Below are 17,110 nucleotides of genomic sequence, written 5' to 3'. Positions count from 1 at the left end.
GATTAACCTCCCAGCTTAGCAAGGTTGATCTTGCCAAAACCGGCTTCTTTAGCACGGTCCATAAGTTGAATGATCTTGTCGAACTGAGTATCATCGTTAGCAACGATAATAATGTTGTCAGCATCATCAAGGTCGATGAACGTAGTATGGATTGCAATGAGATCCTTAGCGATCAGGTCATAAGCAGACAGAGGAGCAATCATATTCTTAGCAGCTACGTCCGGTTTCAGAGTACGGACAGAGTTTTCTGCGAGAGTTGCGATTGCCTGACCTGCACTGGGCTTCACGAGGCCAGCGGGCTTCTGAGCGCCACCAGGACCTTCACCAACTGCCATGAGGAAGTTGTTGTTGCCGTCTACGTATGCACTGTCAGCGACTGCTTCTTCAGCGGTACCACCGTTGGAGTAAACAGCCCAGATAATCTTACCGGGATCTTCTTCAGATTCCTTCTGGATAGCCCAGAGCTGGATAGCTTCGATTTCGTAAAGGTACTTTTCCTTATCCATTTCGCTGCCATCCTGGCACTTGGGACCATGTCCACTTTCTACTGCAGCCTTCACATCATCCGGAGAATGAGTGATCAGCTTGGCATCGGACTTGCAACGGAACGTCCACATTTCCTTGAAATAGACGTTCGGCTGGAAACCACCGCGAGCACCAATAACAAGGTAATCGCCAGTAATTGCCAAAGACAAGTTCAGAGCCTGCTCATCGGGAGGCGGCTGATCGTCGCTGTTGGACATAACGCTGCGTTCGGGCAGGTTAACTTCCACAATAGCGAGCTTAGAGAAAGCAGCCATGGACAAGAGCATAGGAATCAAGATTGTGAACAAGCCCATTGCCGGCAACAGGTCCGGTTCTTCAGGCTTTGCTGGTTTCTTAAGTTGTCTTGCCATATTTATTAACTCCAGTTAATTGTAATTACCTAAACAATTATGCCAAGGAGTTGATGATCTTGAGGCCCTTTTCTTCCATTTCCTGGATCAGGCGTTCGGAGTTCATGTTGAGGAGGCCAACGATAACCAGCAGGGGCACTGCAGAGAGAAGGCCGAGGAGGGTGGTACCCATAGCGATAGCGATACCGTCAGAAAGAGCCTTTGCACGTTCAGAAGCAGGCTTGTTAGCAACAGCGTCGAAGGTGAAGATCAGACCGTAAATAGTACCCATCAGACCGAGCAAGGTAGAGATGGAAGCCATAACCTGGATGATGGAGATGTAACGAGTCAGACGGGGAGCTTCAGTAAGGAAAACTGCATCGCAAGCAGCAGTCATGGTTTCGCGGCCACCGTTACGAGCAGCAACGATTGCAGCCATGACGCGAGCAACCGGGAGCTTGGTCTTGTTAGCGAGGCTCAGAGCCTGATCATACTGCTGAGAAGAGATGAGCTTACCAAAGTCAGCCAGGAACTTAGCACGGCCAGAACCGCTCTTAACCATGATGTAGACAAAACGTTCGATGGAGAAACCAAGGCCGATCAGGAAGACGACCGAGATGATCCACATGAACTGCCAACCATCGGATTCGGGGCTGAAAGATTGAAGCATTTTAGACATTAGAGTACTCCTTTAAATGAGTGGTTTTTGTTTTTTTGAAATATTGAAGTTCATATTAAATTTTTTTGAGCAAATTGGGAAGATTTAGGTGGTAAAACTTAATTTACGATACGGAAATACCCAATTTTTTTCAAAAAGAACGGGGGAGCCCTATGAACAAGGTCCCCCGTAAAATTGTTTTTACCGCTAGAATTCGCCAGCGCCAGTTGCTGCAGCAGGTGCAGGAGCCGGAGCAAGCATCTTCTTCAGTTCAGCAAGCTTTGCCTTCAACTTTTCGTTTTCGGCCTTGCCTTCCTTGATGATGTCACGATAGGTAGCGATCTGTTCTTCCGGAGTCATCACCTCGGACTTAGAAATCTGTTCAATACGAGCCTTGGTCTTGAAGTAAGACGGATCAGAGAACAAGGTGGACGGGTCGAACTTTTCGATCTTGGTGTTCAGCACTTCGTTAGCTTCATCAATAGACTTGAGAAGTTCGAACAGCTTAGCAGTCCACTGATTGTCAATACCGTAGTAGGCAGAAGCCTTGATACCGGTCTGGCAAACGGGGATTGCAGCCTGCTTTGCAGCTTCAGAACGAGAAGACAATTCTTCACGGTAAGCTTCCAAGTCTTCATGGACAGCTTCCATAGCGTCGTCCTTGACCATGCCTTCGTATTCAACGTATTCCTTCACGATGGCAGCAGAGTCAGGCAGCGGAGAGTTTGCAAATGCATCGGCAACTTCCATGTACACAGCAGCGCTCTGGTAGTACATTTCGATGTAGCCTTCTTCTGCTTCCACCACGTCCTTGTTATAGAAACCCTGGTCACGAGCAAGGTCGATGTTCTTCTTGAAGATTGGCTGAGCCTGTTCATAGTAGCTGGGAAGCTGCTGAACAATACCGATACGTTCTGCGAAGCGTTCGTCTTCCTTCTTGCCGTTCAGTTCCTGTTCGCGGATCTTTTCGGCCATAGTCACGAAGAGCTTACCCATCTTGTTGGTGGCACGGAAGGTCCACTTTTCAGATGCGTAGGTTGCAGACTTGGAGTACTGACCCATAGCCTTCTGGAGGATATCCACCAGGGACTTGATGACCTTAGCCTTTTCCTTATCCTTGCCCTTGATGACCATCGGAGTCATCTTGTTATATTCGTGTTCACCGAGATAGAATGCTGCTTCAGCAGGAACTGCCGGGTCAGCGTTCTTGATCTGCAGACCGTACTTATCATAGTTCTTAAGGGTAGCGTCATAGTCGGCAATAGCCTTATCTTCTTCCTTAAGTTCCATGTAGGCGCGAGCAGCACCGATATAGGCAGCAATCAGCTTTTCCTTATCTTCGGTATACATCTTGATGAAGGTGTGGTATTCCTTAGCAGCCAGATCCCACTTCTTCACGTTGGCGTAAGCCATCGGGATGGAGAATGCAGCATCCAGGGCATAGGAGCTCTTCGGGTAGTCACGGACCAGGTCCTTAGAGCAGCGGATAGCTTCGTCAGCCATCTTAGCTTCATCGTAGCTCAAGCATGCGCTATAGAGATAACCCGGAGTACGTTCATCTTCGTGGTAGCGCTTGTAGGCAATTTCGTAGGTCATTGCAGCAGTCTTCTTATCCGGGATGGAATCGTAAGTCTGTGCAGCGGATGCGATGGCGAGGAATGCCATGGAATCCTTCGGGAAGTTGTTGGTGATGAACAAGTAGGTATTAGCAGCTTCGCGGAGGAGACGTTCCTTTTCCTTTGCAGCGTTCTTGCTGTTAGCCGGAACTGCAGCGCTTTCCTTCTTGTATGCACCTGCGGCACGAACGATACCCTTGATGGTGAGCGGAGATGCAGCATACTGCTTCGGCAACATCATGAAGGTCTGAGCGGCCATGGTATACTTTTCAGCAGATTCGTAAGCTGCAGCAGCTTCGAACACAGCCTTGTCAGCAATGTCGATCTTCGGGTAACGCTTCACGAGAGCGAGGTAGGCGCCTGCACCCTTTTCGTACTGCTTGGACTTGACAGAGACTTCTGCCTGCTGGAACAGAACGTAAGCGATAGCCTTTTCGATTTCCTTAGCCATGGAATCATTGTAGGTCGGCTTCTTCTTGTCGCTGTACTGGGCAAAGAGCCATTCGAATTCGGTAAGAGCTTCATCCAGCTGGCTAGATTCCAACAGGGACTGAGCAAGCATACGGCTAATAAGCAAGATGTACTGATGCTTAGGATGATCCTGCTTCAGCTTGCGAAGTTCGGTAACTGCAGTCTTGAACTGCTTTGCATCGTAATGAACGATTGCAGCGTTGTAAGCAAGTTCTGCAGCTTCCTTGTTCTGACCGAACTTAGCCATGTAGCGCTTAACCTGTTCAAAGTAAGCCTTGGTTTCCGGAAGTGCGTATGCCTTAACAGCATCGTCACCAGCCTTATTCTTCTTAGCAGCTTCGCGAGCCTGGTCCATCATGAGCACTGCGTTATAACCAGCTTCTTCCTTCTTCAGGAGAGCTTCGGAGCCCATGGGACGACGACCGTAACGGGTAGTATCGGTGTCGACGATCCAGTTGAACATCTTGGCAGCGTTAGCAAACTGACCCATTTCCTGGTAAACGAGAGCGAGGTTGATGTGAACCTTGTATTCGTCCCAAGTCGGTTCCTTTGCATAGCGCTTCAGGAATGCTTCGTAAGCCTTAATAGCTTCTGCATACTGCTTCTTACCGGCTTCCAAGTCACCTTCCTTGGTGAGCTTGGCAGCGCGAGAATGATGATACTGCGGAATGTCGAGCATAGCGCCGCGAATTGCAGTTTCAGCATTCTTCACAGATTCAGGATACTTCTGGTTCTTCTTGTACCAGGAAGAGTTACGGTCGTAACGCTTCACAACAGAGTAACGATGCTGCTGAGCTTCTTCGAACTTCTGCTGGACAATGAGAATTTCAATCATGGCAATATCAGCCAGCGGAGCATCGATGTAGTCCGGGTTGATACTCATCAAACGCTTGAAGGACTGGACAGCTTCTTCGTTACGGTCATGGTCCTTGTTCTTCATACCGATACGGTAGTAGACGGAGTCCTTGAAGTTAACCTTCTTGTCCTTCAAGAAAGCTTCAGCTTCCTGGACACCACCACCTTCCAAGTCAGAGAATGCGGCGGCCATGAAGTCCATTGCTTCACCGCGCAAGTCTGCAGGGTATTTACCCTTGTCGGCGCCAATGATGTAGTTGTAGTACTGGATTGCTGCAGTTTCGAATTCTGCAGTTTCATAGTAGGATTCAGCCAAGTGGTACATGGCCAATGCTGCTTCCTTACCAGTCAAGTTATCGAAGCCAGTCACCTTCTTATAGGCGTTGATAGCATCCTTAAACTTACGGTTCATGAAGTGGTATTCAGCAATACGGAGCCATGCCTTGGGAACAAGGCCGTTATCCGGGAAGGTCTTTACAAGGCGATCGCGGAGCTTGAATGCCTTGTCGTCTTCGCCGCTAGCTTCCAGAACTGCTGCAGCCTGGTACATAACGGTCGGAGTCTTGCTTTCCTTAGGATACTTATCGATGTATTCCAGGAAGTAACCCAGAGACTTCTGGTGATCTGCCTTGGGAAGATCATCGATGTTAGCGCACTTAGCCGGCTTGTTATCGCGGTCAGCGCACCATGCAACATCTTCTTCGTACTGAGCGGTTCTGTCGAGGAACTGCTTTTCTTCCAGCTGGAACTGATAGTGACCGAGCTGCTGGAGAGCGGAAGCACAACGTGCATTCTGCTTACCCTTACAGTTGTTCACCTGCTTTTCCCACTGGGCAATGGCATCAGTCATACCCTTTTCATCAAGGCCACCAGAACGGCAAGCCTGTTCGGCCTGGTTCTTTGCAACCTTATAAGAGCTAGCGCAGGATTCATAACCAGCATTGCCCTTACCGATGGCCTTACACTTAGCCATCATTTTCTTTGCTTCTGCAGTCTTTTCCTTACATGGGTCTGCGGCAAAAGAGGTGCCTACCAAAGAGGCCACAATTGCCGAAACGAGTAAAAGGTTTTTCATGTACTCTATCCACCTATGAAATCATAAAAAAGGGACGAACCCGGATTACTCCAGGTCCTCCAGTTCGTCGAGTTGCTGCTGAGCTTCCTGAGAAACACCAGCGCCCTGGCCCATCTTGGTCTTTGCAGTTGCCAAGGTAAAGCCTGCGTCATCCAAGATACGCTTACGGTTGGATTCGAAGCGGTCACTCTGGATGGCCTTCTGGCTGAAGGCTGCATAATCTTCAATAGCTGCGTTAGCCTTATCGAAGGAAGGCTTCAAAGCATCGCGCTTGCTCTGCACACGAGGAGTGGGGAGCTGACGAGCGAGGTCAAGAGCCTTAACCTGGACAGAATCAAATTCGTCCTGCATTGCATCGAATGCCTGGCGAGCGGAGTCACGAGCAGCCACAGATACAACCGGCTGTTCGGTACGCTTTTCAGCCTGTTCAAGGGCTTCAACAGCATTCTTGTAATTCTTCTTCATGAAGTGGCAGTAACCGATCACGAGGTAAGCTTCAGAAACCAGGAAGGAATCCGGATACTTGTTGATGATCAGCTGAGCGGGCTTCATTGCTTCGTCCGGCTTGTTCACCTTCAGGAAGGACCATGCAATACCGAGCACTGCTTCGTCGTACACCGGAGAAGAAGGCTGCACCTGATGGTACATTTCTACTGCGGCCGGAATATCCGGCTTTTCGCCAGAGAAGAAGAGGTGACCCAGCTTCACGCGAGCAGCGTCCTGCAGGTCGCTTTCAGACTGGTTGGAGTAGGGCTGTTCGGTAATGTCGCGGAAGCAGTTTTCAGCTTCGTCGAACTTGCCGAGACGGCTGTAAGCGATACCCATGGTATAGCGAGCATAGAAGTAGTTTGCGTTACCCGGGAGAATTGCAGCCAGCAGGTCAACAGCTTCCTGATAGAGGCCCTGTTCGAACTTGATCTGACCTGCAACGTAGTCAGCGTCAGCCTTAACGTCGCTTTCACCAAACTTCTGGGCAATACCCTGGTACTTGGACATAGCGTCAGTGTACTTGCCTTCCTTATAGTCGATGTTCATCAACTGGAAGTGGTACTTAGCACGCTGGTCACTCTGGGGATAGCGCTTGATAGCATCTTCGTACACGGACTTTGCAGCCTTGTGCATACGGAGGTTTTCGAAGGACTTTGCCTTATAGAAGGCAGCCTGGTCGACAAGGTGGAATGCGGGGTACTTGGTCTGAACCTTACCGAAAGCATAAGCTGCTTCGAGGAACTGACGGTTCAAGTAGAGACGCATTGCTGCACGGTAGTCGTTTTCAGGTTCAATCTTCAAACGGCGATAACGTTCTTCACCAATCTTTTCTTCACGGGTGTCACCGAAGCGGGAAGTAATCTTCACGGCCCAGATGAAACCACGGTTCTTCTTGGCATAGAGGTCATCGTGAGACATTTCGAGGTCCAGTGCCAGGTAACGGAAGATGGAAACATCCTTAACGTTAACAGTAGCACCAACTACCGGGTAACCTTCCTTGGTGAAGCGAGCGCGAACACCAAGATGCGGAGACAGGTAGTAAGTCAAAGTGAAACTCATTTCCGGGCTCAGACCATCACCACCTTCTTCTTCGGCGTGGAACACGTCGATGAGGGAGATTTCAGCCTTAACTTCGAGAGCGCGGTTGAAGCCACGATAGAAGAAAGACAGGTTCAGGTTTGCAGGAATGTTGTAAGCGTCATCGCGGGCACCACCGAAGAAGCCCGGAACAACGAATGCACTTGCATCAGGATCAGTAGCGATAGCCGGCTGAGCGATGTTCTGGAGAGCAACGCCAACCAAGAGGTAACCGTACTTGGAGGATGCCAGCGGATTCCAGCTAAGGCCTACGTCAGCACCGAGAGTAACCTGCTTCACAGCGTCGAACTGGTTGATGTAGAGGACGGAGAGGTCCACACCCAGGGAGACGCACTGCATCAGGTTGTAAGCATAACCAAGCATGAAGGCATATTCACCGTAATCCGGACCGTCATCAATGCCGGCACCGTTTTCGAAGAAAGAGAAGCCCAAAGTATGCTTGTAGTCCATGGGGTAAGTCAAGCTCACGTATTCCTGGCTTGCTTCACCGCTAATGGAGCTAAAGAATGCTGCGCTAAATTCCAGCTGTTCGGTTTCTGCGATAGAAGCCGGGTTCACATACATGGAGGTGTTGCCACCGAATTCTGCGAACCAGTCATTCTGCTGGTACTTATGGGGAGAATAAATGGCATCTGCAAACAAAGAGGTGCTGGCTACGGAGAGTCCGAAGACTGCTGCTGTTTTAAGAAAACTTGAACGCATCACCTACTCCTTTAATTGATATCCGTACGGATAAACTCAATACGACGGTTCTGAGCACGACCTTCCGGGGTCTTGTTGGAGGCGACCGGCTTAGTGTCACCCATACCATCAGTTACCATACGGCTTTCGTTAATGCCCTTCTCAACGAGGAAGTTCTTAACGGCTGCAGCGCGGTCTGCGGAAAGCTGCTTGTTCTTATCCTTGTTACCAACGTTATCGGTGTGACCGACAATCTGGAAGGTAGCTTCGGTGAAGGTTTCCATGATGTCCACCACCTTCATCAGGGAGATGTAGGAGTCCGGAGTAATGGTTGCCTTACCAGATTCAAAGTTCACACCTTCAAGAACGAAGACCTTCTTAGGCGGCTGCGGAACTTCATCCGGGCAACCATCGTCGTCCTTGTAGTCATTCAGGGATTCTGCCTGTTCGGGGCAGAGGTCAACACCCTTACAAATGTGAGCGAAGTTAGAGAGCATGCCCTTAGCTTCTACCCAAGGATCGCAAAGACCGTCACGGTCATTGTCCGGATCCGGGCAGCCATCGTCATCCTGGAAGCCGTCGAAGTCTTCAGCTTCTTCGGGGCAGTTGTCGAGGCCGGTGCAAACGGAAGCGTACTTATCGGAGACGCCTTCTTCGGAAACCCAAGGATCGCAAAGGCCATCGCCATCGGTATCCGGATTACGGGTTTCTTCAACAGCTTCTTCTTCCTTAACCAGACCTGCGGTAGTCAGACCAATGTCCAGCTTACCCTTACCGCGCTTGAGCATCGGAGAGGTGGACTGGCAGAAGAAGTCCGGCTTGGAGAGAGAGGCGTTCTTGAATTTCGGATCGAGGGAAACGTTCGTACGGTTCACCTTGATGAACTGGTTGAACGGATAATAGTTCTTGTAGATGTTGTTGTATTCCACCTTCGTCTGACCGGCAGCCGGGTCAGCAAACACACCGTAGTAGTGGTTTTCCATGAAGATGTTGTTACGGGCGACCACGTTGGTCGGTCCCTTCAGTGCAAGGCCGGAATAGCCATTGCGGAGTACAACGTTCTGTTCGATATAAGCGTCGAGAGACTTAGCGCCCCAGGCAAGAATGCCGGACCAGCGGTTGCCATAGACGACGTTGTTACGAAGATGCGGAAGAGAAATGAATGCGCCGACACCAGTTGCATGGTTGTCCAGCACATAGCAGTCATGAATGTAAGGAGCTGCGTTTTCGCAGAGAATACCTTCGAGACCGTTTCTAATGGTAAAGTGGGACATTTCTGCGCCCGAAGTACCCATGACGGTAGGACCGCGACGGCCACCATCAATGATGGTAGAGGTCGGTTCTTCGCCTCTGAGCACAACACCCATGATCAAGGTGATGTTTTCGTTATAGGTACCGCGCTTAACGAAAATAGTATCGCCAGCGTCAGCATTACCGAGAGCATCTGCAATCTTGCTGTAATCACCAGGCACATTGATATTCTTTGCCATGGCGGTTCCGGTAAGAAGCATTGCCCCGGCCGTGATTAAGACCAGTTTCTTTAGGGTCATACTGCTACGTTTCTCCAATCATAGAACACTTAAAATTCATACGCTTACAGTTTGCCCGTAGAGGCAAACGTAAATTCCAAATGGGAATATACCTTCAAAACGGCCTTTAGTCAAACGATTTTCGCAAAATTTGGCAAATTTTAGGTGAAAATCGGTGAAAACAGGCCTGTTTTACAGGCTTTTCAGGTTAGTCCTCGGCCTCAGGACCGGACTTACCCTCTTCCTTCTTCACTCCTTGAATAGACACACGAATCTCCTGGCAGGTCTTCTTGATGTCCTGCAGGACCTTACGAGCACGGGTTCCGGCGGACTTATTACCGCGTTCGAACTTTTCATACTCACGCTTGAAGTTTTCAACTTCCTGTTCGAGATCATTCACTAAACTCATATGAAATCTCCAAAATAAGATGCAAAATGGAAAATAAATAAAGTTTTCGTCAAAATTCCGCTGTTTTTTAAAATTTACGCAAGTTTTTAAAAAAATCGCAATAAATTCTTGTCATTCAACAAATTATGCACACCTAACCAACCGCCATAAGTTTTCCAGGGCAGCCCACCCCCGGTCCCCCACGTTTTCGGAGAAATCATTGACAAACATATTTATGTGAGAAACCATGACCTCACGACTGGAAATTTGAGCTTTTTCGTCTATAAAAGGCGTTACAGGATCCTTGCGGCCTCGCGCATCCGCTAGACTTTTTCGGATTTCACTTTCCACCAGGGCGATGGTTTCCTCCCCCAGGCTCTTACGGGCGACAGCAATTCCAAGCGGAATCGGCGTACCCGTTTCCTGTTCCCAGAAGGCCCCCAGATCCTGAAGCAGATGGAGTCCGTCCCGTTTCCAGGTAAAACGGTGTTCATGGATTACGACGCCTTGAGAGTCCTCCCCAGACAGGAGAGAACGATATACCTGGTCGAACAGGGCGAACTTTACATTAAGTTTTGCCACAGGTTCAATTTCCTTGGACGCCGACTGGGTTCTGGAATGCCAGAAGCGAAACAACAAGGCGGCTGTAGTTTCCGCTCCCGGTAGGACCACAGGCAACGTCGGGTCGTATTTTTCCGACACAGCGGAAAGGAATAGAGGACCACATCCGTAGCCAATCGCGCCTCCGCATCCCAGGCACTTGTATTCCGACTCAACTTTTGGATAGACCTGGGCACTGACTTTCGCCACATCCAACTCTCCCCTGCGAACCATTTCGTTCAAGGTCTGGACATCGGCGAAATGGACGTCCCAGTCAAAAGGTGAATTTTCCAGTCCCTTAATGAGGGCTTCATAGATGAATGTATCATTAGGGCAAGTTGATATTCCTAGAGATAGACGCATGTTAACCTCAAGGCTAAAGAAACGATTGTTTTAAAGATTATCGACTAAAACTTCATGAAGCCTATCCAAGGCTTCGTCGATTTTCCATTGGGACTTATCCCGAGTGGACGCGATGTTACTGACTGCACGGACTTGATAGGCGGGAATCCCGAATTTTTCACACACGGCGAAACAGGCGGCTCCCTCCATGGATTCCACGTCGCACCCGAGGTTCCTGACCCGCTCAAGAGCGGTATTTTCTGTGCCGGTGCAGCAATTTACGGTAGCACCTTTTACCTGCGGGAGCTTGCCGTACGTGTTTTGAAGAACCGCAGGAACGGAAGCACTGCTGGCGGAGGTGTACGCACTTCCCCACAGGGCATGAGAACCGTCACGTTCTTCGCATCCGAGATCACCGACCCTGTCGCTTGAAACGTTTACAACGTCCAGCAAGGACAGACCGCGATTGGGATAGGCGCCACAGATTCCCACATTAATGGCAGCAGAAATTTTTACGTTAGTTTGTTTACATTCGGATAACAAGCAGGACAGGCCTGCTGCGAAATCCAGGATGCCCACGCCTAGAATACAAGCAAAGCAACCCCGAAAAGGACCGCTTAAGGGAATCAATGAATTGTGTAATTCCGCCTTGGAGGAGTCCTGTGGAAACACCTTTGAAAATTCCATAGCCGTCGCAAATGCAAACAGGGGAAAGTTCTCGTGCACAGGAAACTCCATGGATTATTCCAACTTTTCTACAGCTTCGGCTAGCTCGGTTTCAAGTTCGGCAACGCGTTCCAGCTTAAGATTCCAGGGACGGTCGGTTTCACAGCGGGCAACAGCCACAGCAGTAGCCTTCACCAAGCATTCTTCAAAGGAAAGACCCTGGCTATCGGCCATAAGCCAACCTGCAAAGAAGGAATCGCCCGCGCCTACGGTATTCTTCACCTGGATGGTAGGGGGCTGAATCTGGACACCCTGGAAGGCGCCTTCCTGAAGGCGGAAAGCTCGCACGGGAGAGTCCTCGTTGGTAACCACCAGATTCTTGATAGGCAGACGTTCCAGCACGGCAGTGGCGGACATCTTCCAGAACTGAGGGCTGGACATCACCTGAGGAATTCCAAGACGATCCAGAATCTTGCTGTATTCATTCATGTTGATCTTCAGGAGTTCCACACCCTTTTCCAGCCAGGAATCAATATTTTCCACGGCATCCACAAAGACCTTCTTGCCTGTAAAATCCAGGGAATTGATCTGTTCTACAGCAAAGCCCTTAGGGAACGTACCACAGAGGGCCACATACTGGGTGGAACTCCAATAGTCGTTGAGAGTCTGGAGAAAATCGCCATTCTCGTTTTCGGTAAGGACCGGAGACGGTTCAATCAATTCCGTAGACTCGCCTGCACTCACGATAGTGGTACAGATGCGGGTCGGTTCCTTGATCCACACAGGAGCCTGCTGAATACCGCAGGCGGAAAGCTCGTCAAAAATGCGGGAACCATGTTCGGATCCCAGGAAGTGCATCAGAAGGGGCGAACCACCCAACAGCTGTAGCACGCGGCCGCAGTTGATTCCCTTGCCCGAAGCATACTCTTCGACCTTGGAAATGCGATGGACCTCGCCCAATTCAAACTTGTCCAGGAAGAACAAGCGCTGCCATGCTGGGTTCAAACCGAGAATGAGAATATCCTGAGCCATAGAACTTACCAATCCTAACCTTGATGAAGTCTTAGAAGTTCACCTTATAGAACTTGCGCTTACCCACCTGGATGACCAGCTGGTCATTGCCCTTGATTTCAACTTGGGCCTGGGGATCAGCCAGCTTTTCGCCGCCGATCTTTACGCCACCGTTCTGGACCATGCGACGAGCTTCGCCCTTAGAGGCAAAAGCCTTCACTTCCACCAGGAGGTCGAGAGCGCCATAGGAACCAGCAGCCACAGAGCATTCTGCAGCGTCGCTGGGAATAGCGTTACCGCTGTGGACTTCCTTTTCGTGAGCGGCGGCAGCTTCTGCAGCTTCTGCGCCATAGTACTGGGTCACGATGTCCATGGCCAGACGATGCTTTGCTTCGTTGGGGTTCATCTTGCCGGAAGCCACGTCAGCCATCATCTGCTTGATTTCTTCCATGGGGATTTCGGTCAAAAGTTCGAACCAGTTTTCAACGATGCTATCAGCCAGGCTGTAGATCTTGTGGTACATGACGTCGGGAGCTTCGTTGAGGCCCACGTAGTTACCGATGGACTTGGACATCTTGACCTTGCCGTCGGTACCCAGGAGGATAGGCATGAAGAGACCGATCTGGGGTTCCATACCTTCGAAAATCTGAAGGTCGCGACCGCGAAGCACGTTGAACTTCTGGTCGGTACCGCCAAGTTCCACGTCGGACTTGATGGCGACGGAATCGTAGCCCTGCATCATGGGGTACATGAATTCATGGAGGCTGATGGGAGTATTTGCGGTGTAGCGGTTGTGGAAGTCCTCGCGTTCCAGCATCTGGGCTACAGTGAACTGACCCATGAGTTCGGTGACCTTGCTGAAGTCAAGCTTGGAGAACCATTCGCCGTTGTAGTGGATTTCCACCTGATCGCGACGGACAACCTTGAAGAACTGTTCCTGGTATTCCTTGGCGTTTTCCAGAACCTGTTCGTGAGTGAGACGGGGGCGTGCCTTGTTGCGGCCGCTGGGGTCGCCAATCTGGGCGGTGTAGTCACCGACGATAAGAACCACGGTATGACCCAGGTCCTGGAACTGGCGGAGCTTACGCATAACGACGGTATGGCCGAAATGAACGTCCGGTGCAGTGGGGTCCACGCCCATCTTAATGCGAAGGGGAACGCCAGTTTCGTAAGACTTCTGGAGTTTCTTTTCGAGTTCATCCTGCGGGACGATGTCGATAACGCCGCGCATCAAAATATCAAGCTGTTCTTTAACAGGACGGAATTGCATAATTTAGGGTCTAGAGACTAGGGTCTAGGGGTTAGAGGTTTACTTTTCGGGGGTAAAGATAGCATTTTAGGCAACAAAGTGTCCATCCGAATCCTAATCAAGAGATGAAAACACTATATTTTTCGCACAACATTACTAAACGTTAGGAGAAACAATGAAAAAGATTGCAGTACTGCTTTCTGCAGCCGCTATTTCTGCATTTGCAGGTCCCCAGCCCAAAACACACGACGGTCTCTTCATGAGCCTTGGCCTCGGCTTCGGATACGGAAGCTTTAACGACCAAATTGAAGGTGGTCTCGGAGAACTAAAAAACAGTGGTTTGCAGGCAGAATCAAACGTCCGAATTGGCTATTCCATCATCGAAAATCTTGCCCTGCACGCAACCATAAGCGTAACTCCGATTTACAGTGATCTTGAAACCTACCTGGACGGCAAAAAGCAGGGATCTATCTCCCACGACGGTTTCAACACCTTCCTTCTGGGAATCGGCGCAACCTACTATATCCCCAACACCGACAACTTCTTCGCAAGCGCATCTTTCGGCATTTCCGATTACAGCGTTACCTTTAAAGACAAAGACTATGAATTCGACAACCTGGATGCCGGTTTTGGATTCAACTTGATGGCCGGTAAGGAATGGTGGGTTGGCGACAACATGCTCCTTGGCGCAGCATTCTCCTACACCCACACTTCTGCCGATGGCGAATACGACGACGAAAAGAATGAAGCCTCCACAAATTCATTCTCCCTGTTGTTCACTCTGAGCATCAACTAATCGAGAGATAAGAACAACTTACCGCTACCTGGAACTAAATGCCGGTGCTGACTTTCGTCAGCATGACTTTGAAGGGATTAGCGCGTAAATGCAGCTAGGTCAATTCCTAGCTGTTTTATTTTATATGTAAGGATGCGAGGTGTCGTGGAGAGGCTGCGGGCGGCGGCAGCCATCTTGCCCTTGGAACTCTTGAGGGCATCGCAGATGATGTCCCGTTCGTAGGCTTCCACCATGAGCTTCAGGTTACCGGACACCTGGGTACCGGAAGTTTCTGCGGTCTGCAGCGTTGTGGGGAAATGATGGGGGTAGATGACATCTTCGTCGGTCACGAGGACCGCACGTTCGATGGCGTTTTCAAGTTCACGGACGTTGCCGGGCCAAGGGTAGCTCATGAGCATGTTGATGGTGGTGCGAGCCAGACGGCGCACGTTCTTGCCCACAATGCGGCAGTAATGTTCCACAAAGTGATCCGCCAGAAGGACGATGTCCGTCTTGCGGTTATGCAGTGCGGGAACATAAATGGGCGAAATGTGGAGCTGGTAGTAAAGGTCTTCACGGAAGGTCCCTTCTGCCACCATCTGTTGCAAGTTCTTGGTGGTGGCGGCAATAATGCGAACGTTTACCTTCTTTGAAAAACGGGCGCCCACACGTTCCATTTCTCCATCCTGCAGCAAGCGCAAGAGTTTTACCTGAAGGTTGGGAGAAAGTTCCGCCACTTCATCCAGGAAAAGCGTACCACCGTCGGCCTGTTCCACACGGCCCGGAGTTTCCGTAAGGACGCCCACCAAGGCGCCACGTTCACTTCCGAAGAGTTCGCGGTCCAGCACGGATTCCGGCATGGAGGCGCAATGGACGCGGATGTAAGGATGGGAATTGCGGTCGGAACGGTAATGGATGGCTTCTGCAACTAGGCCCTTGCCGGTACCCACCTCCCCCACGATCAAAACCGGAAGAGGATTCTTGGAAACCTGATCTATCTGGGCGTAGACGCGCTGCATTTCGCTGGAACGTCCGATGATATTGTCCGGTTGGAAACGATCCTTCAACTCCATAGTCAGACGTTCGTTTTCCGCCTTCAGGATTTCGTTTTCTTCGCGGGCCTGGCGGCGCAACTTCACGGCACCCGCAAGCATCTGGGCGATAATTTCCAGTAGGCGAAGTTTTTCGGGAAGTTCCGTTTCCACGGGATCCTGGACGTCGGCACTCAAGGCGCCAATGACCTCGTGTTCCATAATCACAGGAACGCAAAGGAAGGCTCGGTTTTCATCTTTACCACGACCGGTACGGTCCAAAAAGTTCGGATCCTTACCCACGGAAGGAATGATCACGGGCTTACCCGTCTCGACCACACGGCCGGTGACGCCTTCGCCCACTTTATAGCGGCCCTTACGGGCCTGGCGGCTGGACAAACCTTCCGCAATTTCAATGGAGATTTCGCCGGTATGGCGGTTATACAAAGTAAGGGTGGCATGTTGCACACCCATAGTCGATTCCAGCACTTCAAGAATGGGATGAGCCACATTTTCGAAGTCTAGACTCTGGTTCAAAATGGAGCTGATCTTGTAGAGCAGCTCCAATTCTTGAATCTTACTTTGTTCACCATATTGCATAAAATGCGGCAGATTGTAGGAAGTAGGAAGTTAATTTTGACGGGCGTGGTCGCCCGTGCCTTTATTCAGCGCGACACCAGTCGCGCCATTTTAAACTTTCTACTGTCTACTAATTACTTCAATGCTTCCTGGACCAGGGCGCTAACGCGCTTGCCATCGAAGCGGCCCTTGACCTTGGGCTGCAATTCCTTCATGATCTTGCCCATGTCCTTGGGGGAAGTTGCGCCAGTTGCAGCCTTGATTTCTGCAATGAGGGCCTTCACTTCTTCTTCGGTCATTTCGGCGGGCATGTACTTCTTGTAGATAGCGATAACGGCTTCTTCTGCCGGAATCTTATCCATGAAGCCACCCTTCTTGAGGATTTCAATGGCTTCCTGCTTCTGCTTAACGCTCTTAGCAAGCACATCGACGCACATTTCGTCGGTAATGCTGTCAGTAATCTGAGCAGGAGTTGCACCGGACTTCATTGCTTCATTCTTGATATCGGAATGAAGGGTACGGAGAACACTAAGAGTTTCAGAGTCGTGAGCCTTCATAGAGGCCTTGACATCATCGAGAATACGAGTGAGCAATTCGCTTGCCATATTTCATCCTTTTGTCTATAAACACCTAATGAGCCACTAACCAAAGGTTAGCGACTCACAGATTACAAAGTTTCGCTTTTGAACTCGCTTACTAGATACGCGTAGACTAGCAAGCAAGGAGCGGCCACAATTCGACAGGCTTGACGCCTAGGGAATTAGTAGAGACGCTTACGGTTCTGGTCAGCGATTTCCTTCAGGCGCTTGCGACGAGCAGCAGTTTCGATGCGCTTCTTTTCTTCAGAAGGCTTTTCGAAGCGCTGACGCTTCTTGACATCGGAAATGATGCCGTTCTTTTCGCAAGACTTGGTGAAACGCTTGAGAGCGCGTTCGAAAGGTTCGTTGGACTTAACAATAACGCCGATCACGATAATCCTTTGGTTAATAATTAAAAATTCAAATTTGGATAGCCAAATATACCTATAATTGTAAATTCCGTCAAGGGGGCAAAAAAAACGCATTTTATTATCAATAACTTGCGGAACACCAAAGACTTATGTATATTTCTTTACAATTCGGG

At 50.0% G+C, this 17,110-nt stretch carries 14 protein-coding genes; 1 reads left to right on the top strand and 13 read right to left on the bottom strand.

The window, feature by feature from the left end; genetic code table 11:
* Positions 1-2: 2 nt before the first annotated feature.
* The 10 genes from BGX12_RS08330 to tyrS form a co-directional block, all read right to left on the bottom strand.
* Positions 3-896, bottom strand: a complete 894-nt coding sequence (locus BGX12_RS08330; protein ID WP_109735617.1) for a biopolymer transporter ExbD — start codon at positions 894-896, stop codon at positions 3-5.
* 37 nt (positions 897-933) lie between these two features.
* Positions 934-1,554, bottom strand: coding sequence for a MotA/TolQ/ExbB proton channel family protein (locus tag BGX12_RS08325; RefSeq protein WP_109735616.1), 621 nt, complete (start codon positions 1,552-1,554; stop codon positions 934-936).
* A gap of 186 nt (positions 1,555-1,740) precedes the next feature.
* Positions 1,741-5,550, bottom strand: coding sequence for a hypothetical protein (locus BGX12_RS08320; protein ID WP_233246321.1), 3,810 nt, complete (start codon positions 5,548-5,550; stop codon positions 1,741-1,743).
* A 45-nt stretch (positions 5,551-5,595) separates the two neighbouring features.
* Positions 5,596-7,839 (bottom strand): tetratricopeptide repeat protein, encoded by a 2,244-nt coding sequence (locus BGX12_RS08315; RefSeq protein ID WP_233246320.1) that lies wholly within the window; start codon positions 7,837-7,839, stop codon positions 5,596-5,598.
* A gap of 11 nt (positions 7,840-7,850) precedes the next feature.
* On the bottom strand, positions 7,851-9,368 hold the full coding sequence (locus tag BGX12_RS08310) for an OmpA family protein (protein ID WP_233246319.1): 1,518 nt from the start codon (positions 9,366-9,368) through the stop codon (positions 7,851-7,853).
* A 187-nt stretch (positions 9,369-9,555) separates the two neighbouring features.
* Positions 9,556-9,756, bottom strand: coding sequence for a hypothetical protein (locus BGX12_RS08305; protein WP_109735613.1), 201 nt, complete (start codon positions 9,754-9,756; stop codon positions 9,556-9,558).
* 123 nt (positions 9,757-9,879) lie between these two features.
* Positions 9,880-10,698 carry a 1,4-dihydroxy-6-naphthoate synthase gene (locus tag BGX12_RS08300; RefSeq protein ID WP_109735612.1) on the bottom strand — a complete coding sequence of 273 codons (819 nt, stop codon included), beginning with the start codon at positions 10,696-10,698 and terminating at the stop codon, positions 9,880-9,882.
* 30 nt (positions 10,699-10,728) lie between these two features.
* Complete coding sequence (locus BGX12_RS08295; RefSeq protein WP_233246318.1) at positions 10,729-11,364, bottom strand: futalosine hydrolase; 636 nt, start codon at positions 11,362-11,364, stop codon at positions 10,729-10,731.
* Positions 11,365-11,418: 54 nt separating this feature from the next.
* On the bottom strand, positions 11,419-12,375 hold the full coding sequence (locus BGX12_RS08290; RefSeq protein WP_109735611.1) for a 1-phosphofructokinase family hexose kinase: 957 nt from the start codon (positions 12,373-12,375) through the stop codon (positions 11,419-11,421).
* Positions 12,376-12,406: 31 nt separating this feature from the next.
* Positions 12,407-13,624 carry a tyrosine--tRNA ligase gene (tyrS, locus tag BGX12_RS08285; protein ID WP_109735610.1) on the bottom strand — a complete coding sequence of 406 codons (1,218 nt, stop codon included), beginning with the start codon at positions 13,622-13,624 and terminating at the stop codon, positions 12,407-12,409.
* A gap of 154 nt (positions 13,625-13,778) precedes the next feature.
* Here tyrS and BGX12_RS08280 point away from each other — a divergent pair, with 154 nt between their 5' ends.
* A complete protein-coding gene (locus tag BGX12_RS08280; protein ID WP_109735609.1) occupies positions 13,779-14,399 on the top strand; it encodes an autotransporter domain-containing protein in 621 nt (206 codons plus the stop codon).
* Between the two features lie 77 nt (positions 14,400-14,476).
* Here BGX12_RS08280 and BGX12_RS08275 read toward each other — a convergent pair whose 3' ends face one another.
* The 3 genes from BGX12_RS08275 to rpsU all read right to left on the bottom strand — a co-directional run bounded on the left by BGX12_RS08275 (position 14,477) and on the right by rpsU (position 16,958).
* Positions 14,477-16,009 (bottom strand): sigma-54-dependent Fis family transcriptional regulator, encoded by a 1,533-nt coding sequence (locus tag BGX12_RS08275; RefSeq protein WP_109735608.1) that lies wholly within the window; start codon positions 16,007-16,009, stop codon positions 14,477-14,479.
* A 113-nt stretch (positions 16,010-16,122) separates the two neighbouring features.
* Entirely contained in the window at positions 16,123-16,593 is a 471-nt protein-coding gene (locus BGX12_RS08270) for a GatB/YqeY domain-containing protein (RefSeq protein ID WP_109735607.1), read from the bottom strand.
* Between the two features lie 155 nt (positions 16,594-16,748).
* Positions 16,749-16,958 (bottom strand): 30S ribosomal protein S21, encoded by a 210-nt coding sequence (gene rpsU, locus BGX12_RS08265; RefSeq protein WP_014546541.1) that lies wholly within the window; start codon positions 16,956-16,958, stop codon positions 16,749-16,751.
* Positions 16,959-17,110 lie beyond the last annotated feature (152 nt).

Source organism: Fibrobacter sp. UWR4 (assembly GCF_003149045.1).
Lineage (GTDB): Bacteria > Fibrobacterota > Fibrobacteria > Fibrobacterales > Fibrobacteraceae > Fibrobacter.
The sequence above is the reverse complement of the archived record's forward strand: the minus strand, read 5'-3'. Positions and strand labels throughout refer to the sequence as shown.